Origin of the sequence: Brachybacterium sp. NPDC056505 (genome assembly GCF_042794925.1) — a bacterium.
Taxonomy (GTDB): Bacteria; Actinomycetota; Actinomycetes; order Actinomycetales; family Dermabacteraceae; genus Brachybacterium; species Brachybacterium kimchii.
In genome coordinates, this window is sequence record NZ_JBHTSV010000039.1 from 1 (window position 1) to 13755 (window position 13755).

15 protein-coding genes and 1 riboswitch are annotated in these 13755 nt (G+C 71.9%); of the genes, 13 read left to right on the forward strand and 2 right to left on the reverse strand.

Annotated features, from left to right (window positions below; translation table 11 throughout):
• Nucleotides 1-69 precede the first annotated feature (69 nt).
• From ACFQ53_RS15090 to ACFQ53_RS15110, 5 genes are all read left to right on the forward strand, one after another.
• Nucleotides 70-201, forward strand: coding sequence for a hypothetical protein (locus ACFQ53_RS15090; protein ID WP_377861069.1), 132 nt, complete (start codon nucleotides 70-72; stop codon nucleotides 199-201).
• 780 nt (nucleotides 202-981) lie between these two features.
• On the forward strand, nucleotides 982-2757 hold the full coding sequence (gene ilvD, locus ACFQ53_RS15095; RefSeq protein ID WP_377861071.1) for a dihydroxy-acid dehydratase: 1776 nt from the start codon (nucleotides 982-984) through the stop codon (nucleotides 2755-2757).
• Between the two features lie 86 nt (nucleotides 2758-2843).
• Nucleotides 2844-3593, forward strand: a complete 750-nt coding sequence (locus ACFQ53_RS15100; RefSeq protein ID WP_377861073.1) for an MBL fold metallo-hydrolase — start codon at nucleotides 2844-2846, stop codon at nucleotides 3591-3593.
• Between the two features lie 131 nt (nucleotides 3594-3724).
• Nucleotides 3725-3904, forward strand: a complete 180-nt coding sequence (locus tag ACFQ53_RS15105; RefSeq protein ID WP_377861075.1) for a hypothetical protein — start codon at nucleotides 3725-3727, stop codon at nucleotides 3902-3904.
• A 52-nt stretch (nucleotides 3905-3956) separates the two neighbouring features.
• Nucleotides 3957-4442 (forward strand): GNAT family N-acetyltransferase, encoded by a 486-nt coding sequence (locus tag ACFQ53_RS15110; protein ID WP_377861077.1) that lies wholly within the window; start codon nucleotides 3957-3959, stop codon nucleotides 4440-4442.
• Between the two features lie 61 nt (nucleotides 4443-4503).
• On the opposite strand, the gene ACFQ53_RS15115 is transcribed toward ACFQ53_RS15110, so the two are convergent.
• Nucleotides 4504-4914: a hypothetical protein gene (locus tag ACFQ53_RS15115; protein ID WP_377861079.1), complete on the reverse strand. Its 411-nt coding sequence runs from the start codon at nucleotides 4912-4914 to the stop codon at nucleotides 4504-4506.
• Between the two features lie 390 nt (nucleotides 4915-5304).
• On the opposite strand from ACFQ53_RS15115, the gene ACFQ53_RS15120 reads away from it, so the two are divergent.
• The 6 genes from ACFQ53_RS15120 to ACFQ53_RS15145 all read left to right on the forward strand — a co-directional run bounded on the left by ACFQ53_RS15120 (nucleotide 5305) and on the right by ACFQ53_RS15145 (nucleotide 10821).
• Nucleotides 5305-6600, forward strand: a complete 1296-nt coding sequence (locus ACFQ53_RS15120) for an aspartate aminotransferase family protein (RefSeq protein WP_377861081.1) — start codon at nucleotides 5305-5307, stop codon at nucleotides 6598-6600.
• Complete coding sequence (doeA, locus tag ACFQ53_RS15125) at nucleotides 6600-7763, forward strand: ectoine hydrolase (protein WP_152352118.1); 1164 nt, start codon at nucleotides 6600-6602, stop codon at nucleotides 7761-7763. The genes ACFQ53_RS15120 and doeA overlap by 1 nt, the downstream gene beginning before the upstream one ends.
• A 12-nt stretch (nucleotides 7764-7775) precedes the next feature.
• Nucleotides 7776-9167: an NAD-dependent succinate-semialdehyde dehydrogenase gene (locus tag ACFQ53_RS15130; protein WP_249480865.1), complete on the forward strand. Its 1392-nt coding sequence runs from the start codon at nucleotides 7776-7778 to the stop codon at nucleotides 9165-9167.
• 148 nt (nucleotides 9168-9315) lie between these two features.
• On the forward strand, nucleotides 9316-9768 hold the full coding sequence (locus ACFQ53_RS15135) for a hypothetical protein (protein WP_377861084.1): 453 nt from the start codon (nucleotides 9316-9318) through the stop codon (nucleotides 9766-9768).
• Between the two features lie 391 nt (nucleotides 9769-10159).
• Nucleotides 10160-10363: a cold-shock protein gene (locus ACFQ53_RS15140; protein ID WP_152352115.1), complete on the forward strand. Its 204-nt coding sequence runs from the start codon at nucleotides 10160-10162 to the stop codon at nucleotides 10361-10363.
• Nucleotides 10364-10611: 248 nt separating this feature from the next.
• A complete protein-coding gene (locus tag ACFQ53_RS15145) occupies nucleotides 10612-10821 on the forward strand; it encodes a CsbD family protein (RefSeq protein WP_249480863.1) in 210 nt (69 codons plus the stop codon).
• A gap of 98 nt (nucleotides 10822-10919) precedes the next feature.
• Here ACFQ53_RS15145 and ACFQ53_RS15150 read toward each other — a convergent pair whose 3' ends face one another.
• Nucleotides 10920-11498, reverse strand: a complete 579-nt coding sequence (locus ACFQ53_RS15150; RefSeq protein WP_377861087.1) for a helix-turn-helix domain-containing protein — start codon at nucleotides 11496-11498, stop codon at nucleotides 10920-10922.
• Between the two features lie 91 nt (nucleotides 11499-11589).
• On the opposite strand from ACFQ53_RS15150, the gene ACFQ53_RS15155 reads away from it, so the two are divergent.
• Both ACFQ53_RS15155 and thiD read left to right on the forward strand, forming a co-directional pair.
• On the forward strand, nucleotides 11590-12675 hold the full coding sequence (locus ACFQ53_RS15155; RefSeq protein ID WP_377861089.1) for an NAD(P)/FAD-dependent oxidoreductase: 1086 nt from the start codon (nucleotides 11590-11592) through the stop codon (nucleotides 12673-12675).
• An 11-nt stretch (nucleotides 12676-12686) separates the two neighbouring features.
• Nucleotides 12687-12806, forward strand: a riboswitch (TPP riboswitch).
• 43 nt (nucleotides 12807-12849) lie between these two features.
• On the forward strand, nucleotides 12850-13728 hold the full coding sequence (gene thiD, locus ACFQ53_RS15160; protein ID WP_377861091.1) for a bifunctional hydroxymethylpyrimidine kinase/phosphomethylpyrimidine kinase: 879 nt from the start codon (nucleotides 12850-12852) through the stop codon (nucleotides 13726-13728).
• Nucleotides 13729-13755: the final 27 nt, after the last annotated feature.

The following is a 13755-nucleotide window of genomic DNA, read 5'->3' on the forward strand; positions in this document are numbered from 1 at the left end:
AACTCCTGGGGGTAGGGAGCGGGCATGGTACACATCCTTCCAGGCCGCCCTACGGGCAAGCCAGATCAGATGTCACCCATCCTTGCGGCAGTCCCCGGTGTCTTCGCGGATCCGTGGAGCGTGTGGACGATCGTGCTCTCCGTCATCGGCGCATTGATCGTCATGGTCGTCTACGGTCTGGCCGCAGGTCGGCGCCGCTGAGCTACTCAGGAGACGACGGAGCGCCCCCACCCCGATCGTGAGGTCAGGATGGGGGCGCTTCGAATGGCGGGAGTGGCTGCTCCCGCGACGTGGAGGCCTCCCCGACGGTCCACAGAAGAAGCCACCTTCCACGAAGGCTACCCCCAGGCACGAAGAACGCCCCCGCCTCCCAGGTACCGAGAACGGGGGACGTTTTCGAAGTGCGCCACTCCAGAGGTGGATCTCCCGGGCTTCAATCAAGAGAGCCACCGAAGGCCACTCCACGGCGCGCGGGACATTCGTGGGGGCAAGTCCGACACTTCACAGGAAGCGCCCGCGCCCCGTGGAAGGGGGTGGGGGCACCCGGGCGGGGGCGACGCCCCCGCTCTGGGCGGCCAGCGCCTGCCCGGGTACTAGCCGCCTGCGGTCAGGCTATCTCTGCGGCTGCGCTGGCGGGCGCGTTCGTCCTCGCCACGCTCGACATCCTCATGGTGAACACCGCCTTCAGCTCGACCGGACGGGAGCCGGGCGGCGGGATCTCCGCGCTGCTGTGGATGGTCGACGGGTACGCGCTGGTGTTCGCGTCACTGCTGTTGTGCGCCGGGAACCTCTCGGACTGCGTCGGGGCTCGGCGCGCGGTGGAGGCAGGGATCGTCCTGCCGTCGTCCTGGCAGCCGTGCTGTCGGCGCTCCGGATCGGCGCGACCGAGCGCCCCATGGCCGCCTGAGGTCGCGTAGGGCGGGGGATCCTCCGCTCCCGTGCCCCCTGACATGATCGCGCTCACGTCCTAGAGTCGAGGGCATGACCGCCCCCGGGAACACCGCCGATTCCGACCCCACCGCCGCCGATCCCACCGCCGCCGATCCCGTTGCCACCGGCACCGGCGCCTCGCGACTGAAGCCCCGCAGTCACCAGGTCACCGACGGGCCCGACGCGATCGTCTCGCGCGGGATGCTCCGCGCCGTGGGCATGGGGGACGAGGACTGGGACAAGCCGCAGATCGGCGTCGCCAGCTCCTGGAACGAGATCACCCCGTGCAATCTCTCCCTGGACCGGCTGGCGGGCGCCGCGAAGGACGGCGTGCACGCCGCGGGCGGCTACCCCCTGCAGTTCGGCACCATCTCCGTATCCGACGGCATCTCGATGGGCCACGAGGGCATGCACTTCTCCCTGGTCTCGCGCGACCTGATCGCCGACTCCGTCGAGACCGTGATGAGCGCCGAGAGGCTCGACGGCTCCGTCCTGCTCGCCGGCTGCGACAAGTCCCTGCCGGGCATGCTCATGGCCGCCGCACGGCTGGACCTGGCCAGCGTGTTCGTCTACGCCGGGAGCATCATGCCCGGCCACGTGGACCTGTCCGACGGCACCTCGAAGGACGTCACCATCATCGACGGCTTCGAGGCCGCCGGGGCACTGGCCCGCGGCCGCATGAGCCAGGCCGACGCCGACCAGATCGAGCGCCGCATCTGCCCCGGCGAGGGCGCCTGCGGAGGCTTCTACACCGCCAACACCATGTCCACCGTCGCCGAGGCGATCGGGATGTCGATCCCCGGCTCGGCGACGCCGCCGTCGGCCGACCGGCGCCGCGACGCGGACGCGCGACGCGCCGGCGAGGCCGTCGTGGAGATGCTGCGCCAGGGCATCACCACGCGCGACATCCTCACCAAGCCCGCGTTCGAGAACGCGATCGCCGTCGTCCAGGCGTTCGGCGGCTCCACCAACGCGGTGCTGCACCTCATGGCGATCGCCCACGAGGTCGACGTCGACCTCACGCTCGAGGACTTCGCGCGCATCGGCGCGAAGGTCCCTCATCTGGCGAACCTCAAGCCCTACGGCCAGTACGTCATGAACGACGTGGACCGCGTCGGCGGCATCCAGGTCGTCATGCGCTCCCTCCTCGAGGCGGGGCTGCTCGACGGCGACTGCCTCACCGTCACCGGCCGGACGATCGCCGAGAACCTCGAGGTCCTCGACCCGCCCGAGCCCGACGGGAAGATCCTGCGACCGGTGTCCGACCCGATCGCACCCACCGGCGGCATCACGATCCTCCACGGCTCCCTCGCCCCCGAGGGCGCGGTCGTGAAGTCCGCCGGCTTCGAGGGCGACGTCTTCGAGGGGACCGCGCGCGTCTTCGAGCGCGAGAAGCCCGCTCTGCAGGCCCTGCGCAACGGCACCATCACCCACGGCGACGTGGTCGTCATCCGCTACGAGGGCCCCAAGGGAGGCCCCGGGATGCGCGAGATGCTTGCGATCACCGCGGCGATCAAGGGCGCCGGCCTGGGGAAGGACGTCCTGCTCATGACCGACGGACGCTTCTCCGGCGGCACCACCGGCCTGTGCGTCGGCCACATCGCCCCGGAGGCCGTGGACGGCGGGCCGATCGCCTTCGTGCGCGACGGCGACAGGATCCGCCTCGAGGTCGCGACGGGGAAGCTGGACGTGCTGGTGGACCCCGAGGAGCTCGAGTCCCGCAAGAAGGGGTGGGCGCCGCTGCCGCCGAAGTTCACCAAGGGAGTTCTGGCCAAGTACGTCAAGCTCGTGAAGTCCGCCTCGCGCGGAGCGATCCTGGGTGACTGACACCGCCGACCGGCGCGCCGCCTACCAGCGCGTCGCCGTCCCTGTCCGTGCTGCGCGCCCCGTCCGAGAACCGGAGGACCCCTGCCATGCGTGAAGTCGCCGACGGAGTGTTCTTCTCCTCCGGATGCGGATCCAACTGGATCCTGCTGCGCGAGGACGACGAGCTCACCCTCGTGGAGGCCGGCTACCCCGGGGATGCTCCGCAGGTCGCGGACGACGTGCGCCGACTCGTCGGCAGCCCCTCGAAGGTCCGCGCCGTGCTGGTCACCCATGCGCACGTCGACCATATCGGCACCGTGCCCGGCCTGCTCAGCCACTGGGATGTGCCCGTGCTCGCGCATCCTGACGAGATCCCCGCCCTGCACGGCGAGGTCCACGACCAGGCGGGCGCGCGCGACGTGCTCGCCAACCTCTCCGCCCCGCACATGGCGCGGTGGATCCTCACGGTCCTGCGTGCGGGCGGGCTCTCCCACCTGGCCGTGCCGTCGGCCTCGCCGCTGCCTCTGGGTGGGCCCCTCGACCTCCCCGGGCATCCCGAGCCCGTGGCCTCGCCCGGCCACAGCCTCGGGCACGCGGCATTCCTGCTGCGGGACGCCGGGATCCTCCTCAGCGGCGACGCGCTGATCACGGGGCATCGGCTCTCCGTCGTCGACGGGCCCCAGATGCTCCCCGAGTTCTTCGCGCGGGATCCGCAGGCGGCGCTCGACGGGCTCGATGTGTTCGCCGACCTGCCCGTCGGCCTGATCCTGCCCGGGCACGGGGACCCGTGGCAGGGGAACGCGCGCGAGGCCGTGGAACGCGCCAGGGTGCGGAGCGCATCGCAGACGTCCCGCTGAGCCGCGGGAACGACGGGCTGCACAAGCGCTCGATGAGGCGCGGGCGGCACCGGTCGCCGAAGGGCGGCGTTCAGCCTCCGCCACGGCGGGGTTCAGGAAGACCGCAGAGCACCCTGATCGTGTACCGGGGCATGAGACTCTCCCACCTCGTCCACGCCGCCCGCCATGCCCTGCGGACCGAGAAGGGGCGGCAAGCCGCCGGGAGCGCCGCGGACGCCGTCGCGGGCGCCGCCCGGAAGCGCGCCCCCGCGCATGCCCAGAAGATCGACCGGGCCCACCGGTCGGCCCGCGGCTACCTCGACCGCCGCTGAACAGGCTCGCCTCACGCCCTCCCGCGCTCGCCGGGGTCGGTAGGGTGCGCGCATGGACGCACCGGACCCCGCCGCAGGACTGCGCATCCACCCCTGCGCGGAGGACGATGCGCGCGCGCTCACCTCTCCTGAGCCCGTGGGGAAGGACTATGCGTCCTCCGTGTTCGCCGCCCAGCAGCAGGGACTGTGCCTCTTCCTGGTCGCGCGGATCGGTGAGGTCCCCGTCGGCTCGGGGGAGCTGGTGTGGAAGCAGGTGCCGGAGCTGCGGAACCTGCGCGTCGAGGCGGGTTTCCGCAGCAGAGGAGTCGGCTCCGCGCTGATCGCGGAGGCCGAGGATGCCGCACGACCGCAGGGCCGGATCGGTCTCGCCGTCGGTATCGACAATCCCGATGCGCGACGCCTGTACGAGCGGCTCGGTTTCGCGGCGACCGGCGAGTCGGAGACCTGCACCTACGAGTACGTCGACGACGCAGGCGTGCGCCGCAGCGCCACGGAGACCTCGCAGAGACTCGAGAAGGAGCTCCCTCGGGCTCTCTGACGCGGAGACTCCGACGCGGCGGCGTCGCAGCGACCTGCCTCGGAACGGCGGCCGCCCGCCCTCACCTCCGGGGCACGACGTCCTGCAGCGCAGTGAGCACCACATCGCGGTCCACGCGGGTGCCGAACACGCGCACGTCCTCGTGCACGACTCCGCGCTCTGCGGCGACGACCTCGCGCACGTGCCGTTCCACCGCGGCGAGGGTGGGGCCGTGCACGGCGGTCGCCGGTTCGAGGACCACGCCCACGGTGGCCGGGCCCTCCTCGTAGTACAGGAACATCGCGCGCTGGGAGGGCTCGCCGAACAGGCGGTGCTGCACATCCTCCGGGAGGGCGCCGAGCGCATCGAACAGCAGCGCCTGCGCCTCCGCCCGCGAGTTCGGGCCGCTTCGCGGACTGCCGGGCACGAGGGCCAGCTCGCCGCGCGCGACCCGCAGCGCGATCTCGGCCAGGTGGGGCTCTGTCTGCGCCATCGTGGTCGCCTCCTCCGTCGCGACGTGTGATGGCTGCCACCCTACGTGCGCTCGCAGGCCTCGGGAAGGTCGGGGCGCGAGCCGTGTGCACCCACGGCGCGCCGCCGCGGCGCACGCCGGCCGCACCGCTCGGGCGCACGCCGGCCCGCGCCGGGCGGACACGCCGGGGCCCCGATCCCCGGATGTATCGAGAAGGACCCCGCGCAGGTGGGAGCGCCGAACCGCTCCACCCGTCGGCACCGGGGGACAGACCCTGCTTGACGGGGGCGGCATCGGGGGTCGAGGGTGCGTCATAAGGCGGTTCTCGATTCGGGGCCGCCTTCGTCGATCCCGGACACAGTGGTCCGGATCGACGTCCTCTCGCACGTCGCCGAAAGCGAGGCATATGCCATGGACACTGCAGTCTTCGAGCAGCACGAATCCGAGAACCGCGGCTACTGCCGCAACTACCCGACCGTCTTCGCCTCCGCGTCCAACGCGCGCCAGGTCGACGAGGACGGCACCAGCTACATCGACTTCTTCGCCGGCGCCGGCGTCCTGAACTTCGGGCACAACAACCCGAGGATGAAGGAGGCGCTGATCGAGTTCATCAGCAACGACGGCGTCGCCCACAGCCTCGACACGTACACCACCACCAAGCGGGACTTCGTGCAGAAGTTCCAGGACGTCATCCTCGCCCCGCGCGGCATGAACCATCGTATGCAGTTCATGGGCCCCACCGGCTCCAACGCCGTCGAGGCCGCCATGAAGCTCGCCCGCCGCGCCACCGGCCGCCGCGAGATCGTCGCGTTCAGCCACGGCTTCCACGGCATGACCCTCGGCTCCCTCGCCGCGACCGCCAACCACGCCTTTCGGCAGTGGGCCGGGGTGCCGCTGGACAACATCGTGCGCCTGCCGTTCGAGACCGCACCGGGAGGGGACACCGCGATCGCCGAGTACCGGGAGGCCCTGCTGGACACCTCGAGCGGGCTCACCGCACCCGCCGCGTTCCTCCTCGAGCCGATCCAGGCCGAGGGCGGCGTCAACGTGGCCAGCGCGGCATGGCTCCGCTCCGTCCAGGACCTCGCCCGCGAGGTCGGCGCGCTCGTGATCTTCGACGACATCCAGGCGGGCATCGGCCGCACCGGCAGCTTCTTCTCCTTCGACGGGATGGGCCTGGACCCCGACATCATCACGCTCGCCAAGGGACTGGGCGGGTTCGGCACCCCGATCGCCATGAACCTCAACAAGCCCGAGGTCGATCGGCACTGGTCGCCCGGCGCGCACACCGGGACCTTCCGCGGCCAGGGTATGTCCTTCGTCGCGGGCACCGTGGCCCTGGACTACTTCACGGACGACGCCTTCGGGAAGGAGGTGACCGCCAAGGGGCAGGTGATGCGCGACCGGCTCGAGCAGATCGCCGCGGCCCACCCCGAGCGGGGCTGGGAGGTGCGCGGCAAGGGCATGATGCAGGCCGTGGACACCCTCGAAGGCGCCTTCGCCAAGAAGGTCCAGGACGAGTGCTTCGCGCGCGGGCTGCTCATCGGTCCCTGCGGCCAGGACGGCCGGGTCGTGAAGCTCATCCCGCCGCTGACGATCCCCGAGGACGACCTCGCCGCAGGCCTCGACATCCTCGCCGAGGCGATCGACGCCGCCGCGGCGGCGATCCCCGCCGCGAAGGACGCCGGCCTGGAAGGCGCCCGCTGATGCGCCGGCGCGAGGACATGACCTTCGCGCCCGAGGAGTACGAGCGCCGCCTGGACGGCCTGCGCAGCCGCATGGCCGAGCGCGGACTGGACGCGGTCGTGATCTCGGACCCTGAGAACCTCATGTACCTCACGGACTACCAGACGACCGGGTACTCCTTCTTCCAGGCGCTCGTGGTGCCGCTGACGGACGATTCCGTGTTCGTCACCCGCGGCATGGAGGAGTCCAACGTCATCCACCGCACCTGGGTGGACCGCACCCGGCCCTTCCCCGACGACGGCGACGCCATCGCCACCCTCGTGGGCCTGCTGAAGGATCTGGGGCTCGGCGACGCCACGGTGGGCTTCGAGCGCAACAGCTACTACTTCCCGGCCTACCAGCAGGACCGCATGCACGAGGCCTTCGGGCACGGGCTCGTGGACTGCTTCGGAATCGTCGAGGAGGGGCGCCTGCGCAAGTCTCCGGCGGAGATCGAGGTGATGGGCCGCGCGGCGCGGGCCGCCGAGGCCGGCTGGGCGGCGGGCGTCGAGGTCGCCGTCCCCGGGAATACGGAGAACGACGTCGCCGCGGCGATCGCCTCCGCGATGTTCCGGGCGGGCGGCGAGTTCCCCGCGGTCATGCCCTACGTGACCTCGGGGCCGCGCTCGATGATCGGGCACGCCACCTGGGAGGGCCGCATCATCCAGCCCGGTGAGCACGTCTTCCTCGAGATCGGCGGCTGCTACCGCCGCTACCACGCGGCGATCATGCGCACCGTGGTCAACGGCGGCCTCACCGACTCCATGCACGAGGCGCAGGAGACGATGAAGCGGGCGCTGGCGGAGCTGCGCGGACTCATGAAGCCCGGCGTCACCGTCTCCGAGGTCGACGAGCTCACCCGCGCCGTCATCGAGGACAACTCCGTGGGCGCGCACCTGATCACCCGCGCGGGCTACTCGATCGGCATCGCCTTCCCGCCCAGCTGGGACGAGGGCTACATCCTCTCCCTCATGAGCGGGGACCGGCGCGAGCTCGAGGAGGGCATGACCTTCCACCTCATCCCCTGGATGTGGGGCGTGGACGGCGACAAGACCTGCGGGATCTCCGACACCGTCCGCATCACGGCCGACGGCTGCGAATCCCTCTTCCACGTCCCCGAGGACTTCACCGTCCACTCCGCCTGAGAGGAGCACACCATGAGCGAACAGACCGCCAGCGTGCTGACAGCCATCGACCCCACCACCGGCGACGTCGTGCGCGAGGTGCCCGCCGCGACGCCCTCGCAGATCAGCGGGATCGTCGGCCGCGCCCACGACGCCTTCACGACCTGGAAGGAGACCACCTTCGCCGAGCGCTCCGCCGTGCTCCGCGCCGTCGCCGCGCACATGCGCGAGCACGTCGAGGAGCTCGCCCCGCTGATGACCCAGGAGATGGGCAAGCCCATCGGCGAGGCCAGGGGAGAGGTCAACAAGGCCGCCTGGGCCGCCGAGCACTACGCCGACCACGCCGAGGAGTACCTGGCCGACGAGCACATCGCCTCCGACGCCACCTCCTCCTACATCCAGCATCTGCCGCTCGGGCCGGTGCTGGGCGTGCTGCCCTGGAACGCACCCTTCTGGATCGCGTTCCGCTTCGCCGCCCCCGCGCTGATGGCAGGCAACACGTGCGTGATGAAGCACGACCCGCACGTGCCCGGCTGCGCAGCGGCGATCGGGGAGGTCTTCCGGGCCGTCGGCGCCCCCGAGGGGATCTTCCAGGTCCTCCAGGCCCGCACCGAGGACGTCGAGCAGGCGATCCGCGACCCCCGCATCGCCGCCGTCTCCTTCACCGGATCCGACCGGGCCGGCGCGAAGGTCGCGGCGATCGCCGCGAGCGAGATCAAGCCGGCCGTGCTCGAGCTCGGCGGCTCGGACCCGTGCATCGTGCTGGCCGACGCGGACCTCGAGGAGGCCGCGAAGGTCTCCGCGCTCTCGCGCATCATCAACGCCGGCCAGTCCTGCATCGCCGCCAAGCGCGTGATCGTCGAGCGCTCGGTGCACGACGAGTTCGTCGAGCTGCTGCGCGCGCAGCTCGAGGCGCTCACCGTGGGCGACCCCCACGAGGACACCACCCAGGTGGGGCCCATCGCCCGGGAGGAGCTGCGCGAGAACCTGCACCGGCAGGTCGCCTCGTCCGTCGAGGCCGGTGCGCAGCTCGTGCTCGGGGGCGAGATGCCCGACGGACCCGGGTTCTTCTATCCGGTCACCCTGCTCACCGGCGTGCAGCAGGGCATGACCGCGTGCACCGAGGAGACCTTCGGGCCGGTCGCCGTGGTCGTCGCGGCCGACGACGCGGACGATGCCATCGCGATCGCGAACGACACCCCGTACGGGCTCGGCTCCTCGATCTGGACCGAGACCGCGCGCGGGGAGGCCCTCGCCCGGCGCATCGAGGCAGGGCAGGTCAGCGTCAACGGGATCGTGAAGACAGATCCGCGTCTGCCCTCGGGCGGCATCAAGCGCTCCGGCTACGGCCGGGAGCTGGGACCGCACGGCATCCGCGAGTTCGTCAACGCCCAGCAGGTCTGGGTGGGCCCCGCCGTCGGCTGACCGGCCCGCCCGGCGCCTGACGAGCCCGGGCGGCTGGCGATGCGCCGTCCGGGCGTGAGGGCAGGAGGTCGGGCGGACTCGGTGCGCGATGCCGAGTCCGTCCGCCTCGCGCCGTCGGGGCGCGACGCTCATCGGGCATACTCGCCCCATGGGCCAGCCCGAACACCCGCGCTCCGGCGCCGCACCGTCCCCCTCCGCCTCTGATCCCTCGTCGTACCCCTCGTCGACGTCGGCCGCCGCCCCCTCCGGGCAGGTGACGGGCGCGAAGCCCGCGTCGAACCCGCTGGGCGCCGTCTCGCTGGTCGCGGCGATCGTGCTCGTGGTGCTCTCGACCATCCGCGGCGGCCTGAACGTGCTGGTGCCGCTCCTGATGGCGAAGTACCACACGGGCTACGCGCTCTGGGGCTGGGGATCCACGATCCTGCTCGCGCTCGTGGCGCTGGTCGCGATCGTCATCGGGATCGTCGCCCTGCTGCAGCGCTCGCGGCGCAGGACGGCGGCGATCGTCGGCGTCGCGGTGGGTGCGTCATGGCTGGTGATGATGGTGGGCGGCCAGCTGCTGAGCGTCGTCGTCGCCGGAGTCGCGCGTGCGATGTGGTGACGGGAACCGGCGCCGGCGGGGCCTCATCGCGTGCCCGTCGAGTGCTCCGCCCGACACTCCCGCATGATGCACGCGGCAAACCCCTCGTGCGATCGGGATCCATCGGGTACGCTCGAATCAACAGCGCCGACCGAGCGCACGGCCGAACGTCAGGACATCTTCACCCTCAGCACCCCCACCCCCTGCAATCGACCGTGGCGTCGCAGGTCCAAGGAGGACCTCCGCAGCGCAGCGGTAGCCCACCAGGATGAGGCGATCCCGCCCATCCCCACGATCTCCCCACTTCGGACTCCTTCCCCCCGGGAAATGTCCGCCGTGGGGGCGCACGGCGGAAATCTCGTCGTGACCGCACAGAGAGCATCTGCTCTCTGCACACCGAAGGAAAGACTGCATGACTACAGGCACCGTGAAGTGGTTCAACTCCGAGAAGGGGTACGGCTTCATCGCCCCCGACGACGGCTCGGCCGACGTCTTCGCCCACTTCAGCAACATCGCCGGCTCCGGCTACCGCAACCTCGAGGAGGACCAGAAGGTCTCCTTCGACACCGAGCGCACGGATCGCGGCCTGACCGCGACCAACATCCAGCCGGCCTGAACCTCCTCCTGAGCTGAGGGGCGGGTCCGCCCGCCGCCTCGTTCCGGGAGTCGCACGCTCCGCGTGCACCGCGCCCCGTCCCCCGCCCTCATCGGCGGGAGGCGGGGCGCGACCGCGTCCAGGTCCCGATCGCCGTCAGCCCGAGAGCGCGTTCAGCTCGCGGCCAGGTGGAACTCGCCCGCCGTCCGGCGTTCCTCCCTATACTCGAAAGGGTACGAGCAGGACATCCGACAGCGAGGGAGGCACTGATGAGTGCGGATGAGAAGTTCGAGAACACGGCGGATCAGCTGGGCGGAAAGGCCAAGGAGGGCTTCGGCAAGCTGACCGGTGACAAGGAGGCCGAGTCCGAGGGCAAGGTGCAGCAGGTGCGCGCCGGTCTCGAGGACAAGGCCCAGGACGTCAAGAACTCGGTGAAGGGCGCTCTGAACGGCCTCACCGGCAAGAACGACGGCGAGTAAGACCCGCTGCGCGGAGTCCCAGCACTCCGACAGGAGCCCCCGTCCGGCACACGCCGGACGGGGGCTCGTCGCGTCGTGGCCTGCGGAGCCCGGCCGGCTCAGTCCGCCGACGCCGACGGCGGCCCGCTGTGCTCGCGCCTCGCCTCGCGGTCGAAGACGCCGAGGATCTCGCAGGGCCGGCCGCCCTCCGCGCCGATCGCGTGCGGGAGCATCGTGGGGAACTCCGCCGCCTGGTCCTTCTCGACCCGCAGACGCCGGTCGCCCAGCAGCAGGGTCGCGGTGCCCGAGAGCACCACGAACCATTCGCGGCCCGTGTGCGCCCGCATGGCCGACGGCGCCGAGGGCGGCTCCGTGAGGCGCTGGCGGATCACCGAGAGATCCGGCTGGCCCCGGATCGTCCAGCGCATCGCTCCTCGGGGCCCGTCGAGCGTGGGGCTGGAGACCACATCGTCCGCGCCGGAGTCCACGAGCTCGTCGAGAGTCGTGTCCAGGGCTCTGGCCAGCGTGATCAGCTGATCCAGGGCCAGGCGCCGGGTCCCTCCCTCGATCCGGCTGAGCGAGGACGGACTCATCCGGGCGCGCTCCGCCAGATCGCCGAGCGACCATCCGCGCGAGACGCGCAGCGCCCGGATCCGTTTGCGCACGAGGGTCTCGATCGCTCCATCTTCTTGCGTCATGCGCAATAGGGTATGCCTCGTAAGCAACGCCTGCCTAGTGTCGACGTCGTACACGACGATCGGCCCGCCCCGCGGGCAGGAGGAGGCACCCATGGACACCCGAGACATCCCCGCTGCACCTGCAGGCACCAGCACCGGCGACATCTCCCCGGCGCGCGGCGCGGCGGATCCCACCGCGGACGTCGTCGTCATCGGCGGCGGCGCCGCCGGACTGAACGGCGCACTCATGCTCGCCCGTTCCCGCCGGCGCGTGATCGTCGTGGACGCGGGGGACCCGCGCAACGCCCCGGCGGAGGGCGTCCACGGCCTGCTGGGCCGTGAAGGGACGCCGCCCGCCGAGCTCCTGGCGCGAGGGCGCGAAGAGGTCGAGGGTTACGGAGGGACCGTCGTGCGGGGCCGTATCGCCTCGGTGCGGCAGGACTGGAGCGTCGACGGCCTCGAGGGAGGCTTCGACCTCACCCTCGAGGACGGCAGCGCGCTGCGCGCACGCCGCCTGCTCGTCGCGACCGGCGTGCGCGACGAGCTCCCTGCGATCCCGGGGCTCGCCGAGCACTGGGGGAGCGGCGTCGTCCACTGCCCCTACTGCCACGGCTGGGAGGTGCGCGACGAGCCGATCGGGATCCTCGCTTCGGGCCCGATGTCCGCGCACCAGGCGTGGCTGTTCCGCCAGCTCAGCGATGACATCGTCTTCTTCGCCCGCGGCACCGCGCTGGATGCCCGGACCCGGGCGAGGATGTCCGCCCGCGGGATCCGCGTGATCGACGAGGAGGTGGCCGAGGTGATCGCCGGCGACGGTGCGGCCCCCGATGCCGGGGAGCGCGCGTCCCGCATCGCGGGCGTCCGCCTGGCGAGCGGAGAGGTGATCGAGCGCCACGTGCTGGCCGTCGCGACCACGATGACCCCTCGCCTCGACGGTCTCGAGGGCCTGGGGCTGCGTGTCGAGGAGATCCCCGGGATGGGGGCGAAGGTCCCGTCGGCGATGGCCGGGGTGAGCGAGGTCCCCGGCGTCTGGGTCGCGGGGAACATCACCGACCCGACGGCGCAGGTGGGCGCCGCGGCGGCTGGGGTGCGCTCGCCGGAGCGCACATCAATGCGGATCTCGCCGCCGCCGACACCGACGCCGCGCTGCGCTCGCGGACGATGGGCGCGGGCGCCGACGGGAGCCTCTCCCTGCTAGCCTGAGCGGCACCGAGGGGAGTCCCGGCAAGGGGCTGAGAGTCCACTGGTCACGCGATGCGCAGCAGCGCGGGGCGGCGACGGCGTGGAGACCCTGAGCACCTGATCCGGATCATGCCGGCGCAGGGACGGAACCGCTGAGCGCCCTCCCCGCCGGCCTCGTGGAAGAGGCATCGTGAGCACCAGCGACACCCGCCCCAGCGCCCCGAACCCCGACGGACCCGTCAGCGATCGCGTCCCCAACGTCCTCTCGATCGCCGGGACCGATCCGACGGGCGGCGCGGGCATCCACGCCGACCTCAAGTCCTTCGCCGCCCAGGGCGCCTACGGGATGGCCGTGGTGACGGCCGTCGTCGCCCAGAACACGCAGGGGGTGCGCGGCGTCGTTGCGCTCGACCCGGAGTTCGTCGGCGAACAGCTCGACGCGGTCTTCGAGGACGTGCAGGTGGACGCCGTGAAGATCGGCATGGTCGCGAACGCCGCCATCGCGGGGGTCATCGCGGAGCGCCTGCGCCGCCACGGGGCGCGCAGGATCGTCCTGGATCCCGTGATGGTCGCCAAGAGCGGCGACCGCCTCCTGGACGAGGACGCGGTCGACGCTGTGCGCGAGCAGCTCGTGCCGCTGGCCGACGTCCTCACCCCGAACCTGCCCGAGGCTGCGGTGCTGCTGGGGGAGGAGCCCGACTGGAGCGAGGCGGAGATGCGCCGGCGCGCCCACGACCTGCTGGCCCTCGGACCGCGCCTCGTCCTCCTCAAGGGCGGCCACCTCGAGGGGTCGCCCACCAGCACCGATCTGCTGTGCGGGAGCGAGGGCATCGTCGAGCTGCCCGCCCCGCGCATCGAGACGACCAACGACCACGGCACCGGCTGCACGCTCTCGGCGGCGATCGCCGCCCGGCTGCCGCGCATGCCCGTCGAGGACGCCGTGCGCGGCGCCAAGGAGTACCTCCACGGTGCGCTCGCCGCGAGCGACCGGCTCGACGTGGGGCGCGGCCACGGACCGCTGCACCACTTCTTCGCGCTGTGGGAGGGCGAGGGGATCCCGGCGCGCTGACCCCGGCGCCGGCCCGCCCTGCGGACC

Bases quoted from the DNA above. Each gene is read 5' to 3' on its own strand.
- ACFQ53_RS15110 (WP_377861077.1), top strand. From the start codon at position 3,957: ATGGACGCACCGGACCCCGCCGCAGGACTGCGCATCCACCCCTGCGCG.
- ACFQ53_RS15155 (WP_377861089.1), top strand. From the start codon at position 11,590: ATGGACACCCGAGACATCCCCGCTGCACCTGCAGGCACCAGCACCGGC.
- ACFQ53_RS15130 (WP_249480865.1), top strand. From the start codon at position 7,776: ATGAGCGAACAGACCGCCAGCGTGCTGACAGCCATCGACCCCACCACC.
- doeA (WP_152352118.1), top strand. From the start codon at position 6,600: ATGCGCCGGCGCGAGGACATGACCTTCGCGCCCGAGGAGTACGAGCGC.
- ACFQ53_RS15090 (WP_377861069.1), top strand. From the start codon at position 70: ATGTCACCCATCCTTGCGGCAGTCCCCGGTGTCTTCGCGGATCCGTGG.
- ACFQ53_RS15120 (WP_377861081.1), top strand. From the start codon at position 5,305: ATGGACACTGCAGTCTTCGAGCAGCACGAATCCGAGAACCGCGGCTAC.
- ACFQ53_RS15150 (WP_377861087.1), bottom strand. From the start codon at position 11,498: ATGACGCAAGAAGATGGAGCGATCGAGACCCTCGTGCGCAAACGGATC.
- ACFQ53_RS15100 (WP_377861073.1), top strand. From the start codon at position 2,844: ATGCGTGAAGTCGCCGACGGAGTGTTCTTCTCCTCCGGATGCGGATCC.
- ACFQ53_RS15140 (WP_152352115.1), top strand. From the start codon at position 10,160: ATGACTACAGGCACCGTGAAGTGGTTCAACTCCGAGAAGGGGTACGGC.
- ACFQ53_RS15115 (WP_377861079.1), bottom strand. From the start codon at position 4,914: ATGGCGCAGACAGAGCCCCACCTGGCCGAGATCGCGCTGCGGGTCGCG.
- ilvD (WP_377861071.1), top strand. From the start codon at position 982: ATGACCGCCCCCGGGAACACCGCCGATTCCGACCCCACCGCCGCCGAT.
- ACFQ53_RS15145 (WP_249480863.1), top strand. From the start codon at position 10,612: ATGAGTGCGGATGAGAAGTTCGAGAACACGGCGGATCAGCTGGGCGGA.
- ACFQ53_RS15135 (WP_377861084.1), top strand. From the start codon at position 9,316: ATGGGCCAGCCCGAACACCCGCGCTCCGGCGCCGCACCGTCCCCCTCC.
- ACFQ53_RS15105 (WP_377861075.1), top strand. From the start codon at position 3,725: ATGAGACTCTCCCACCTCGTCCACGCCGCCCGCCATGCCCTGCGGACC.